The 12,701-nt window shown below is 49.9% G+C and carries 12 protein-coding genes and 1 pseudogene; 12 read left to right on the top strand and 1 reads right to left on the bottom strand.

Annotated elements, in window-relative coordinates:
• Nucleotides 1-211: 211 nt before the first annotated feature.
• The 7 genes and pseudogenes from LZ463_RS29305 to LZ463_RS21995 form a co-directional block, all read left to right on the top strand.
• Nucleotides 212-280: pseudogene (locus LZ463_RS29305) on the top strand (GMP synthase (glutamine-hydrolyzing)); the annotation flags it as partial.
• Nucleotides 281-584: 304 nt separating this feature from the next.
• Complete coding sequence (locus LZ463_RS21970) at nt 585-1,358, top strand: hypothetical protein (RefSeq protein ID WP_241458425.1); 774 nt, start codon at nt 585-587, stop codon at nt 1,356-1,358.
• A gap of 196 nt (nt 1,359-1,554) precedes the next feature.
• Nucleotides 1,555-2,028 (top strand): hypothetical protein, encoded by a 474-nt coding sequence (locus LZ463_RS21975; protein ID WP_241458426.1) that lies wholly within the window; start codon nt 1,555-1,557, stop codon nt 2,026-2,028.
• Between the two features lie 302 nt (nt 2,029-2,330).
• Nucleotides 2,331-2,966 (top strand): 7-carboxy-7-deazaguanine synthase, encoded by a 636-nt coding sequence (queE, locus tag LZ463_RS21980; RefSeq protein ID WP_241458427.1) that lies wholly within the window; start codon nt 2,331-2,333, stop codon nt 2,964-2,966.
• Nucleotides 2,967-2,972: 6 nt separating this feature from the next.
• The gene (gene queD / locus LZ463_RS21985) at nt 2,973-3,416 is read left to right on the top strand and encodes a 6-carboxytetrahydropterin synthase QueD (protein WP_241458428.1); all 444 of its coding nucleotides are present in this window, start codon (nt 2,973-2,975) and stop codon (nt 3,414-3,416) included.
• Entirely contained in the window at nt 3,416-3,961 is a 546-nt protein-coding gene (gene tadA, locus LZ463_RS21990; RefSeq protein WP_241458429.1) for a tRNA adenosine(34) deaminase TadA, read from the top strand. The genes queD and tadA overlap by 1 nt, the downstream gene beginning before the upstream one ends.
• A 24-nt stretch (nt 3,962-3,985) precedes the next feature.
• Nucleotides 3,986-4,897 (top strand): LD-carboxypeptidase, encoded by a 912-nt coding sequence (locus tag LZ463_RS21995; RefSeq protein ID WP_241458430.1) that lies wholly within the window; start codon nt 3,986-3,988, stop codon nt 4,895-4,897.
• Between the two features lie 97 nt (nt 4,898-4,994).
• Here the strand turns inward: LZ463_RS21995 and LZ463_RS22000 are convergent, their stop codons facing one another.
• Complete coding sequence (locus LZ463_RS22000; RefSeq protein ID WP_241458431.1) at nt 4,995-6,653, bottom strand: MFS transporter; 1,659 nt, start codon at nt 6,651-6,653, stop codon at nt 4,995-4,997.
• Nucleotides 6,654-7,058: 405 nt separating this feature from the next.
• Here LZ463_RS22000 and LZ463_RS22005 point away from each other — a divergent pair, with 405 nt between their 5' ends.
• From LZ463_RS22005 to LZ463_RS22025, 5 genes are all read left to right on the top strand, one after another.
• Nucleotides 7,059-8,237: an acetyl-CoA C-acyltransferase gene (locus LZ463_RS22005; RefSeq protein WP_241458432.1), complete on the top strand. Its 1,179-nt coding sequence runs from the start codon at nt 7,059-7,061 to the stop codon at nt 8,235-8,237.
• An 81-nt stretch (nt 8,238-8,318) separates the two neighbouring features.
• Complete coding sequence (locus LZ463_RS22010; protein WP_241458433.1) at nt 8,319-10,136, top strand: acyl-CoA dehydrogenase; 1,818 nt, start codon at nt 8,319-8,321, stop codon at nt 10,134-10,136.
• A gap of 124 nt (nt 10,137-10,260) precedes the next feature.
• Nucleotides 10,261-11,055 carry an SDR family oxidoreductase gene (locus LZ463_RS22015; protein WP_241458434.1) on the top strand — a complete coding sequence of 265 codons (795 nt, stop codon included), beginning with the start codon at nt 10,261-10,263 and terminating at the stop codon, nt 11,053-11,055.
• A gap of 11 nt (nt 11,056-11,066) precedes the next feature.
• Entirely contained in the window at nt 11,067-11,513 is a 447-nt protein-coding gene (locus LZ463_RS22020) for a PaaI family thioesterase (protein ID WP_241458435.1), read from the top strand.
• A 193-nt stretch (nt 11,514-11,706) separates the two neighbouring features.
• On the top strand, nt 11,707-12,701 hold a 995-nt coding region (locus tag LZ463_RS22025; protein WP_241458448.1), incomplete at its 3' end, for an NADP-dependent oxidoreductase.

A 12,701-nucleotide genomic window follows, 5' to 3' on the forward strand; every position in this document is an offset into this window, starting at 1 on the left:
TCAAAAAAATGGCGACAAAAAATTCGACGGACTCAACGATACGTTCGTCGCGTTTGACGGGTGGACGTCTGGTTGAGATTTTAAGGCTAACAGTCAAAATGTGGTGAAATTTTTAATAGATTTGATATCAACATATCTCGTTAATTTCCCAACATTGCACCAACACCCTCCTATGCGTTAGAATGCAATTGATTCTCATTCGTAATTATGAGTGCATGGCATCAACCGCGTCGTGTATGACATCTCAGGCAAACTGCCTGCGACGATTGAGTGGGAATGATTTCAGGTCTGGCAACGTCAGGCAACTGAAAGCGCGAAACACGCCGGAAGCCCGCGTTATTGCGGGCTTTTTGCGTTTTTTGTTTAACGATATTCAGTATCGAAATTGTGGTTAATGTTTTTGCAAGTGATAATATTTTGATATAATTTATATGTTATGTAGGACTTGCGTGAAAATGTACAAATCAGGCGCATGGTCGTAGTAAGTACAAGTCTCTGACAAGCTAGCGCAATACTCCCGGGCAGTTTGCGTCGACCTTGCGGTATCTTAAATACATGTGCTTTTTAACTTTACACATAATCATATGGCCTTATTTCGTAAATTCAGCTTGTCAATCCTCATTTGCTGCACATTCGCTTCTTGTGGAGGTGGCCAGGGTAGCGCGCCTATTGAGCCGGTGATCATAAAGGAACTGAATTCCAGTAATATCGATCGGGTTTTTGCAACTTACCTGCTGGAGCAATATCGCACGGTGAAGGAAATGCAGTTGCTTATTGATTTTCGTTTACTTGCGGACTGGTCGACACGGGCAACGAAAGCTTGTCCAAACGGCGGCACAATCAAAAATTATGCCTCCTTTCAATTCGAGTTTGATCAATGTGTGACCTCAAAGGGCATTATCTTTTCTGGCATGTTCGATAGTGACACCATTGGGATTATGTTCCAAAACAGTTTGATTTTTCAAAAGCTGAAATACCGCATGGCTGATGATACGCAGGATCAGGAATTAGACGGCAACTACCTTAGTGGGCCTCGCGGCTTGGATAATTTCTCCTATACCTATCTCGGAAATGGGGTCACAAATACCTATTCGCGTACTTCGAATCAAACTCCCGGCGCAGTTAAAATCGTGACGACCGAATTTAATCTTGAATTAACCGATGTCGATCAGCAAGGACTTGCTGTTCCTCATGTTATAGCAGCAAAGGATGGTTCAAACATCACAGTTACCCGCCCTGGAGACGGAAGTGCGCGGCTCGATTTGCGAAATAATGCCGGTGCGGCAATTGTCAGTACAAAGCAATACACTGCCAATGAAGTCGCGAATATTTTAGCCTCGGAACGCAAGTCCAAGTAAATATAAGGCTGAGTCAAGGTGACTCACTCTGCACTGTCTCACAGGTTGCGCTCAGGGTAACGCTAACGTCTGCTTTGGTTACAATAAACAGGCGGCATGACCACTTCAGCCTGGGGCAGCCCTTCTTGGATGGCCTTTAGTTGATCTATCCTTACCTAACCAGACAATTCAATTTGCGATTACGAATAGAGATTTCGTGTGTAATCCCAAGGCACTTTCATTTGAAGATAAATTTATGGAGGAGGTTGTTCAAAAACCGGCTGAGTCCCTGATTGACAGAGCGCCCAGCGAAATTACAAAGGAAAATGCAATCACCTTGTGGATGTCTTATCAAGCAAGCGACAGCGACCGACCTAAAGTGGGCGGTGGCATTATAAAAAAACCAGCCAGAGGTAAGAATACACCATGGAGCGGGGCCTTTTTTATTCAAGGGCTTTATCTGGTTCATTCAAATGAAAGTGCAGATAACCTCTTTGTTGGCACCGTAGGCGTAGGTGGGCAAAAATACGACGTTAAAGAGTTAAGGGCACGCCTAAATGGATGCGAACACCGCTTGGACAGTAGACACTTGTCTGTTCGTGAAAGTACAGCCAACCAAGCCATGTTTCATGCTTGCGTGTACGAAGCCTGCCATCATGCATTTGGCGGCATGTCAGCAGTAATCACATAAAGAAACCAGACAAGCCCCGTTGTTTTGCCCAATTACTATTGGGCATGGCTATTTCTGCTTAAAGGGCGTGATGTTTTTTAAACAATAAAATACAAAAACCTCGCCTGATTACAAAAGCGCTGCGCCAAAGTCAGAAGGCCAATAAGCTGCTCCGTGGTATCATGTGTCCTTTTTGCGTCCCAAAAACGCGATAAAATTTCATATATTGCATTTTTCATGCAGTATAAAAGAGAGCGGCTTTGTCAAAAGCCTTGCCTGTGCAGCCTTCAAAGTCGCTGTTGACAATCATGCGGGAATAAGACGTGACTTATAGCGTCAAAGAAATTTTTTATACTCTACAGGGCGAGGGCAATCATGCCGGGCGCCCGGCGGTGTTTTGCCGTTTTTCTGGCTGCAATTTGTGGTCGGGGCGGGAAGAGGACAGGGCGACGGCGGTTTGTCAGTTCTGTGATACCGATTTTGTCGGTACAAACGGCGAGGGCGGCGGTAAGTTCAAGCAGGCCGCAGAGTTGGCAGCGACCATCAACGCTTTGTGGCCAGTATCCTATACTGCCAGTAAGTATGTGGTGTTTACCGGGGGTGAACCCTTGTTGCAGCTGGATGCAGCCCTGATCGATGCCATGCATGCAGTCGGCTTTGAAATTGCCATTGAAACCAATGGTACCTTGCCGGTGCCAGCGGGGGTGGACTGGATTTGCGTCAGCCCCAAAATGGGTTCAGAACTTGTGGTGCGCCAGGGTAGTGAGTTGAAAGTCGTGATCCCGCAATTGGGTCAGAATATGGCGTCATATGCAAATCTTGATTTTGAACATTATTTTGTACAGGCCATGGACGGCCCTTTAAAAGACCATAATTTGCGTCTTGCAATTGAATTCTGCAAACAGCATCCACAATGGAAGCTGAGCATACAAACCCATAAACTATTACAGATTCCTTAAGTCTTCATGTTAACGATTACCAGAAAGCTGGAATTCGATGCAGGTCATCGTATTCCTGATCACGGCAGCCAGTGTCGCAATTTGCACGGTCACCGCTATACCCTGCAGATTACCCTGACCGGTGACGTTGTCCAGAAAGATGGCGAGTCGGATAATGGCATGATCATGGACTTTGGCGATATCAAGACGCTGGCCAATGAGCATCTGGTCAATTTATGGGATCACTCCTTCATTGTTTATGAGAAGGATTACATCATCAAAAATTTCCTGGAGAAGCTGCCTGGCCATAAAACGGTTGTGATTGACCGTGTTCCCACGGTAGAAAACCTGGCAAAGATAGCCTTTGATATCCTGAAAGTGGTGTATCACGGCAGATTTGGCCGTACGCTGGAGTTGACCAAGGTTACTCTTTACGAAACACCCAATTGCTGGGCTGAGATAGACGGATAATGCCAGTGGAGCAATATCCCGAAGTGCGAAGCGAACAGCAGCAGCGTGATGCAGGTTTCATGCAGGCCGCACTTCAACAAGCCCGTCTGGCCTGGGATGAAGGCGAAGTGCCGGTTGGCGCCGTCGTGGTCAAGGATGGGGTCATTATCGCCAGCGGCTATAACCGCCCCATAGGCAGGCATGATCCGACTGCCCATGCAGAAATCATGGCCTTGCGTGCTGCGGCCGAAGTTCTTGGCAATTATCGTCTGCCCGGTTGTGAACTGTATGTTACGCTGGAACCCTGCATGATGTGCGCCGGCGCCATGATGCATGCACGACTGAGCCGCGTGATTTATGCTGCCAGTGACCCCAAGACCGGCGTGGCGGGTTCATTGCTGAATGTGTTTGAACACGGACAGTTAAATCATCATACGCAGATAACTGCCGGTATCCTGGCGGAAGAGTGCAGCAGTTTGCTAAAAGAGTTTTTTGCCCACAGGCGGGCGATGGCTACACAGAAAAAACTGACTGGCATCCAGGTTTTACCAGAATCAAGAGACTGAAGCTTTTATACAATTTCAGGCAATATGACCACACAACAGAATCAGGCGGGTATAGCGATTGTTGCACCAAGCGGTGCGCCTTTGGATGATGCTTTGATAGAACGAGGTCTGAACTTGCTGGCGCAGCAAGGGTTCAGGGTGCACAACTATTACGAACCCGCAGGCAAATTCCAGCGTTTTGGTGCAAGTGATCAGGAGAGAGTCAGGCAGATTCATGCCGCTGCTGATAATCCTGAAGTGCAAATCGTCATGGCCTTGCGCGGCAGTTATGGCTTGTCGCGTTTGATGCCACATCTGGATTTTGATCATCTGGCGAGCAGTGGCAAGTGTTTTGTTGGTTACAGCGATTTCACACTGATGCATCTGGCCTTGTTAGCCAGAGGCAGGTCAAGTCTGGCAGGCCCCATGCTCTGTGATGATTTTACACGCGATAATCCTTCTGACTATACCCTGGGACAGTTCAGCAGCAGCCTGAGCCTGGCGCAGGCACATCGTGTCGAATTTGTTTGCCTTGATGCGGTTTCCGAGCTGGATGTCGAGGGCATATTGTGGGGAGGCAACCTGGCCATGCTCACTCATGCACTGGCTACACCGTACTGGGCTGACGTTTCAGATGGCATTCTATTCCTTGAAGATATAGGTGAGCACCCATACAGGGTAGAGCGCATGCTATTGCAATTACATTTTGCCGGTATATTGGCAAAACAAAAGGCCATCGTTCTCGGTGATTTTTCCGGGTACAGATTGGCAGTGCATGACAATGGCTATGATTTTGCTGCCATGCTGGCTTATATACGCAGCATTGTTGATATTCCCATCATATCCGGTCTGCCATTTGGCCATATACGTGAGCGTGCCAGCCTGGCAGTCGGGAGTCGGGCGCGTTTGCTGCTTGAAGAAGGTAAGGCCAGCATTACCATGCAATATCAATTTTAGATGTAGCATGTTTGAGTGCTGAGTAGACGCACTAAATTGACGTTCAGAAAAAACGCCCGTACCAGACGGGCGTTTTTCATAAGACTAGGCAAGCATTTCAATCATTGGCATAAATGTCATTGTCCTTGGTTTCGCGTACAAACAGTACGCCGATGACAAAGGTCATCAAGGCAATGACGATCGGGTACCACAAGCCGTTATACATATTGCCCGTCTGTGCCACGATGGCAGCGCCGGTTGCGGGCAGCAGGCCACCAAACCAGCCGTTACCGATATGGTATGGCAAACTCATGGAGGTGTACCTGATCCGGGTGGGGAACATTTCAACCAGCATCGCCGCCACAGGTCCATAGACCATCGTCACATAGATTACCAAGATCGTCAGGATCAGGATGATCTGCAGTTTGTTGATTTTTTCAGGATCTGCCTTGGCAGGGTAGCCGGCAGCCTTCAAGGCATCGGTGACGGATTTCTTGAATTCGGCATCTTTCTTCTTGGCTTCATCTGCTGGCAAGCCTTTGGATGCATAGGACTCAATTATTTTTTCGCCAATGCTGATCTTGGCCGTACCAGTGCCCGCCTGATCTTCATAGCTAACCGAGTTTGCTGCCAATACCTGTTTGGCGATATCGCAAGAGCTGGTGAATTTCAAGGTGCCGGTAGGGTTGAACTGGAATGAGCATTCATCCTGGTTGGCCGTGATGATTACCTTGTTTTTTGCCTGGGCTGCAGCAAGATCAGGGTTGGCAGCAGCAGTCAACGCCTTGAACAAAGGGAAGTAAGTGCAGGCAGCTATCAGGCAACCAGCCATGATGATAGGCTTTCTGCCGATGCGATCTGACAAGCTGCCAAAGATGACAAAGAAAGGGGTACCAATGACCAATGACGCGGCGACCAGCAAGTTTGCTGTGGCGCCGTCAACTTTCAGCGTCTTCTCAAGGAAGAACAGTGCATAGAACTGACCTGTGTACCAGACTACGGCCTGGCCGGCGGTCAAGCCTATCAGAGCCAGGATGACAATCTTCAGGTTTTTCCATTGGCCGAAAGATTCAGTCAATGGTGCTTTCGATGTTTTGCCTTCAGCTTTCATTTTGGCGAAGGCAGGGGATTCATTCATGGACAGACGTATCCATACAGAAATAGCCAGCAGGAAGACTGAGACCAGGAATGGAATGCGCCATCCCCATTCAGCAAATTCTGCTTCGCCTATGGCTGTCCTGGTGCCGAGGATAACGATCAGGGACAGGAAAAGTCCCAGTGTTGCCGTTGTTTGTATCCACGACGTATAGGCGCCACGCTTACCGGAAGGGGCATGCTCCGCAACATAAGTGGCCGCACCGCCGTATTCGCCACCAAGAGCCAGGCCTTGCAGGATACGCAGGGCGATCAGCAAAATCGGGGCGGCAACACCAATTGCCTTATAGGTCGGCAGGATACCGACAGTGAAGGTAGAGCCACCCATGATCAGGATGGTGATAAGGAAAGTATATTTCCGTCCTATCATGTCACCCAGGCGACCAAAAACCAGCGCGCCGAATGGGCGGACCAGAAAGCCAGCGGCAAAAGCGAGCAGAGAGAAAATAACCTGCGAGGTTGGATCCAGATTGGTAAAGAACTGCTTACCAATGATAGCCGTCAGTGTGCCGTACAAATAAAAGTCATACCATTCAAAGACGGTACCCAGAGAGGATGCAAAAATTACCTTGCGCTCCTCTGACGTCATATCCCGTGACGCCGCTTTTGGTGCTGTCGCCATGCTTGTCTCCTGTTTTGTATATTTGAAGTTGCTAAAAAAATTATTGAAAATCAATGTCCTTAAATTACTGGCATTCGTCATCAACATTTTTACGCAGTATTAGTTTGCTACGTGAAACTTACGCGATACTTGCTCGAAGCTTACAGAAACTTACGGATTTGTAATTTTGTGGCATGTAAATTTGCCTATACTGGGATTGATATGCGGATAAATAAATTTACGAACGGTCGTACTAAAATTGTGATATTCTTGTTTTCAAGCTGGAAGCGGCCCATGTGGCGCAGGGTGGTTTCAAGTCCCGGCAGGTGGCAAAGAATAGTCAGACAGGCGACATGACGGCGATGTCCGACTATGCCGGTTGGCAGTCACTGATCAGTAAAATACTTACATTCATAGGAGATCTACATGTCTGACGCAGTTATCGTATCCACCGCACGTACCGGCCTGGCCAAATCCTGGAAGGGCGCTTTCAACATGACCCATGGCGCGACAATGGGCGGACATGTACTTAATGCCGCCATCAATCGTGCAAACATCGAAGCAGGTGAAGTAGAAGATGTGATCATGGGTTGTGCGACGCCAGAGGGCGCGACTGGCAGCAATATCGCCCGTCAGATTGCTTTGCGTGCCGGCTGTCCTGTGACCACGGCTGGCATGACAGTCAACCGTTTTTGTTCGTCAGGCCTGCAGACCATTGCCCTGGCAGCGCAGCGCATTATCGCTGGTGAAGGTGACATCTATGCGGCAGGTGGCGTGGAATCGATCTCTTGCGTACAGAATGAGGCCAACAGCCATATGATCGTTGAGCCCTGGCTCAAACAGCATAAGCCGGAAGTTTACTGGCCCATGCTGCAGACGGCCGAGACTGTTGCCAAGCGCTACAACATCCCGCGCGAGCGTCAGGACGAGTATGGCGTGCAAAGTCAGTTGCGTGCTGCTGCCGCACAAGCCGCCGGTCTGTTTGATGCCGAGATCGTGCCAATGACAACCGTCATGGGTGTTGCTGACAAGGCGACCGGCATGCTGATTTCAAAAGAAGTGACCATTTCTGCGGATGAAGGTATACGTGCAGACACGACGCTGGAAGGCGTGTCAAAAATCCGTACGGCGATCCCCGGTGGCGTGATTTCTGCAGGTAATGCCAGTCAGTTCTCAGACGGCGCGTCGGTTGCCATACTGATGAATAGCAAGCTTGCCGAAGCCAAAGGTTTGCAGCCTCTCGGTATTTTCCGTGGCTTTGCCATCGCCGGTTGTGAACCGGATGAAATGGGTATAGGGCCGGTATTCGCCATCCCCAAATTATTGAAGAAAGCCGGCCTGAAAGTGGAAGACATAGGCTTGTGGGAGTTGAATGAAGCTTTCGCCGTACAGGTGCTGTATTGCGCTGACAAGCTAGGTATTCCTATGGATAAGCTTAATGTCAATGGCGGGGCGATTGCAGTCGGTCATCCTTACGGTGTATCTGGTGCACGTCTGACTGGCCATGCCTTGATAGAGGGCAAGCGTCGTGGCGCCAAATATGTGGTCGTCACCATGTGTATTGGTGGTGGTCAGGGTGCCGCAGGGTTGTTTGAAGTGGTTTAAGCAGGGTGCATGTTGGGTGCCCGTGCTGTGGTCATGTAGCATGGGCAAAATGAGATTCATCTTTTTACGCCAGATAAAGTCATGCAATCTAAATTACTTTCCCGCCGTGATCTCGACTTCTTGCTGTATGAATGGCTCAATGTCGAGTCTCTGAATCAAAGACCACGCTTCGCCGACCATAGTCGCGAAACCTTCAATGCGGCTCTTGATACCTGTGAACAGATCGCGACAGATCTGTTTGCCACTCATAATAAAAAGAACGACCAGCACGAGCCGCATTTCGATGGCGAAACGGTGCACATGATTCCGGAAGTGAAAACGGCATTGAAGGCCTTTTGTGAAGCGGGTCTGATGGCGGCAGGACAAGACTTTGACGTGGGCGGCATGCAATTGCCCTGCGTCGTTGAAAAAGCTGGTTTCGCCTACTTCAAGGCAGCCAATGTCGGTACGGCGTCTTATCCCTTCCTGACCATAGGCAATGCGAATACCCTGCTCAAATGCGGTACTCCCGAGCAGATCGAGACTTTTGTCAAGCCCATGTTCGAAGGACGTTTCTTCGGCACCATGTGCCTGTCCGAACCACAGGCGGGTTCCAGCCTGTCGGACATCGTCACACGGGCAGAACCGCAAGAAGATGGCACGTATCGCCTGACCGGCAACAAAATGTGGATTTCGGCCGGTGAGCATGAGTTGTCTGAAAACATCGTCCACCTGGTATTGGCCAAGGTGCCGGATGAGCATGGCAAGCTGATACCCGGTGTCAAAGGTATTTCACTCTTCATTGTACCCAAGAAACTGGTCAATGCTGACGGCAGTCTTGGTGAGCGGAATGATGTCGTGCTGGCTGGCCTCAATCATAAAATGGGCTATCGCGGTACGACGAATTGCCTGCTTAATTTTGGCGAGGGTAAATTCAAGCCGGAGGGCAAGGCTGGTGCAATTGGTTACCTGGTTGGTACTTTGCATCGCGGCATGGCTAACATGTTCCACATGATGAATGAGGCGCGCATAGGCGTGGGCCTTGGCGCCGTCATGCTTGGCTATACCGGTTATCTGCATGCGCTGGACTATGCGCGCAATCGCCCGCAAGGCCGTGCGCCTTTGAATAAAGATCCGTCAGCACCGCAATTGCCGATTATCGAGCATACAGATGTCAAGCGCATGTTGCTGGCGCAAAAGGCTTATGTCGAAGGCGGCCTGGCATTGAACCTGTTCTGCGCCCGCCTGGTTGACGAAGAACGTACTGCGCCAACGCCGGAAGCCCGCACCCATGCCGCGCAGATGCTGGAAATACTGACCCCGATAGCAAAATCCTGGCCGTCACAATGGTGTCTGGAGGCAAATAACCTGGCAATACAGGTACATGGCGGCTATGGTTATACCCGTGAGTACAACGTAGAGCAGTTTTACCGTGATAATCGCCTCAATCCCATTCACGAAGGCACACACGGTATACAGGGACTGGACTTGTTGGGGCGCAAGGCGGTGATGCAGGAGGGCGCAGCGCTGGAAGCGCTCGGTGAAGTCATGCATAAAACCTTGCACCGTGCTTCTGCACATCCTGAATTATTGGCCTATACCAAGTCACTCGCACGTGTATTGCAAAGGCTGGCGCAAGTGACCCAGCAACTGCATGCTATCGGGGATGTCAATAAAACTCTGGCAAATGCATCTGCCTACCTGGAAGTATTCGGTCATGCCGTTGTCGCCTGGATGTGGCTGGAGCAGGCAATTCTCTGTTTGCATAAAGAAGAGCATCATGATGCCGACTTTTATGCTGGCAAGCTGCAGGCATGCAAATACTTCTTCCTTTGGGAATTACCACGCGTACACCCGCAACTGGACTTACTGTCGAATGTAGACATGACGACGGCAGACATGAAAAATGCCTGGTTCTGAGCCACAAACGCCCGACACAGTTAACGAAGAATGCAGACAAAAAGCGGGACAGATCTGATCCCTGCGGTCGGACATGTTTCATCGCCATATGGAAAAAAATTAGAAACAGAAATGGAGACAGGAAATGACCAACACAGCACGCACAGTACAACAATTATTTGATCTGCGTGGCAAGACAGCCTTGATCACCGGTGGTTCGCGTGGCCTTGGTTTGCAAATGGCAGAAGCACTGGGTGAGCAAGGGGCAAAGGTGGTTTTGTCTTCTCGCAAGCAAGCTGATCTGGATGAGGCAGTTGAGCATCTGAAAAGCCGCGGCATTGACGCCAGCGCCATTGCAGCCGACTTATCCAAAGAAAGCGCAGTGATACCCCTGGTGGATGAAGCGCTGGCACGTCTCGGATATATCGATATCCTCATCAACAATGCTGGCGCAACCTGGGGCGCACCGGCTGAAGACTATCCTGTCGATGCCTGGGACAAGGTGATGAACCTCAACATACGCAGCATTTTTTTAATGTCGCAGGCCGTAGGCAAACGCTCCATGATACCGCGCAAGCATGGTCGCATCATCAATATCGCCTCGATTGCCGGGCTGGCAGGTAACGCGCCGGGTACAATGCAAACCATTGCCTATAACACTTCCAAGGCGGCCGTCATTAATTTTACCCGCACGCTTGCGGGTGAATGGGGCGTATATGGCATTACGGTCAATGCAATTGCACCTGGATTTTTCCCCTCCAAAATGACCAAGGGTATTCTTGAGCAGCTTGGCGAAGAAAAACTGTCAAAAGAAGCGCCGCTGCAACGTATAGGTGATGATGAAGATCTAAAGGGCATCACCATGCTGTTTGCCAGTGATGCGGGCAAGCATATTACTGGTCAGACACTGGCTGTTGATGGTGGCGTCTCTGCAGTGTGAAGAGGATGTTGATGACTTTACCTATCCCGCAACCAACCCAGGTGTTAAATCCTTTCCTGCACGATCTTGGTGTCGAATTTCTGGAAATGGAAAATGGCCAGGCGAAGCTGGCGCTGGATTTGACTGAACGTCACATGAATAGCTGGCAGATTGCCCATGGTGGCGTCATCATGACCATGTTGGATGTGGTCATGGCCATGGCCGGACGCTCCCTGAGCAGCGACCTGAAAGGTGTTGTGACGGTGGAAATGAAAACCACTTTTCTCCAGCCGGGCGGTGTGCCAGGCGGCCGCATGGAAGCGCGCGGTAAAGCTTTTCACCAGTCCACGACCATGTGTTTTTGTGAAGGCGAAGTCTGGAATGGCGACAAGCTGATTGCCAAGGCGATGGGCACCTTCAAATATTTGCGACGTTTGAAATCTGGCGAGAATATGAAAAAACTTTATGGCAGTGATTGAAACCGTAACGACGAAAATTCTTGAAGCAAGCGGCATGCACGGACAGTACATTGATATTGACCCGGTGACTGAAAAAGTCATCGTGAAATTCTCTTCTTAACCCTTAGCCACAAATGGTGCCAGTGATTCTGTCGCTGACCGTACCTGCTTTGGCCTATCACTTAATGAAATGAGCAACTTGATGACTACCACCATGAGCACACATTATCAGCGTATTGTTTTGGCTTCTCGCCCCAAGGGGCAGGTTGTTGCCGAGAATTTCCGACTGGAGACTTTGCCTGTGCCAGTACTGAAGGACGGAGAAGTATTGATACGCAATCACTTCCTCTCCCTGGACCCGTATATGCGAGGTCGCATGGAAGACGCAAAAAGCTATGCTGCGCCACAAGCCCTTGATGAAACCATGATAGGTGGTACCGTTGGCGAGGTGGTACAAAGCCGGAATGCCAAATTCAGTGTCGGTGACAAAGTCATTGGCATGCTGGGCTGGTCAGAAATGGGGGTGTCCGATGGGATGCTGCTGCGTAAAGTCGACACGACACATATACCCTTGTCTGCCTATCTTGGCTCGGTAGGCATGCCAGGACTGACGGCCTGGTATGGCCTGACACAGATCATGCAACCCAAAGCTGGTGAGACTATCGTCGTGTCCGCTGCCAGTGGGGCCGTTGGTAGCGTGGTTGGTCAACTGGGTAAGCAGATGGGTTGTCGTGTGGTTGGTATCGCCGGTGGAGCTGAAAAGTGTGCATATGTAATCAAGGAACTGGGTTTTGATGCCTGTATTGATTACAAAACCGGCAATCTGGCGGCAGACCTGGCTGCAGCCACCCCCGACGGTATTGATGCTGTATTCGAAAATGTCGGTGGTGAAATCTTTGATGCCAGCCTGGCACGTATGAATGCCTTTGGCCGTGTAGCCCTGTGTGGTTTGATATCCGGTTATAACGGTGAAGCGTTGAGTATCAAAAATGCCCGCGTATTCCTGACTATGCGCCTGACCATGCGCGGCTTTATCGTGTCCGAGCATATGGATTTATGGCCACAAGGCTTGAAAGAGCTTGGTGGCCTGGTTGCCACAGGCAAGTTGAAATTCAGAGAGTCGATCGCTGAAGGTATCGCCAGTGCACCTGAAGCATTTATCGGACTCTTGAAGGGGCGGAATTTTGGCAAACAACTGGTCAAGTTGAT

The organism is Undibacterium paludis (assembly GCF_022568815.1).
GTDB lineage: Bacteria > Pseudomonadota > Gammaproteobacteria > Burkholderiales > Burkholderiaceae_D > Undibacterium.

Coding starts and splice junctions, on each gene's coding strand:
- LZ463_RS21970 (WP_241458425.1), top strand. CDS start 585: ATGGCCTTATTTCGTAAATTCAGCTTGTCAATCCTCATTTGCTGCACA.
- tadA (WP_241458429.1), top strand. CDS start 3,416: ATGCCAGTGGAGCAATATCCCGAAGTGCGAAGCGAACAGCAGCAGCGT.
- LZ463_RS21995 (WP_241458430.1), top strand. CDS start 3,986: ATGACCACACAACAGAATCAGGCGGGTATAGCGATTGTTGCACCAAGC.
- queD (WP_241458428.1), top strand. CDS start 2,973: ATGTTAACGATTACCAGAAAGCTGGAATTCGATGCAGGTCATCGTATT.
- LZ463_RS22020 (WP_241458435.1), top strand. CDS start 11,067: ATGACTTTACCTATCCCGCAACCAACCCAGGTGTTAAATCCTTTCCTG.
- LZ463_RS22015 (WP_241458434.1), top strand. CDS start 10,261: ATGACCAACACAGCACGCACAGTACAACAATTATTTGATCTGCGTGGC.
- LZ463_RS22010 (WP_241458433.1), top strand. CDS start 8,319: ATGCAATCTAAATTACTTTCCCGCCGTGATCTCGACTTCTTGCTGTAT.
- LZ463_RS22000 (WP_241458431.1), bottom strand. CDS start 6,653: ATGGCGACAGCACCAAAAGCGGCGTCACGGGATATGACGTCAGAGGAG.
- LZ463_RS22005 (WP_241458432.1), top strand. CDS start 7,059: ATGTCTGACGCAGTTATCGTATCCACCGCACGTACCGGCCTGGCCAAA.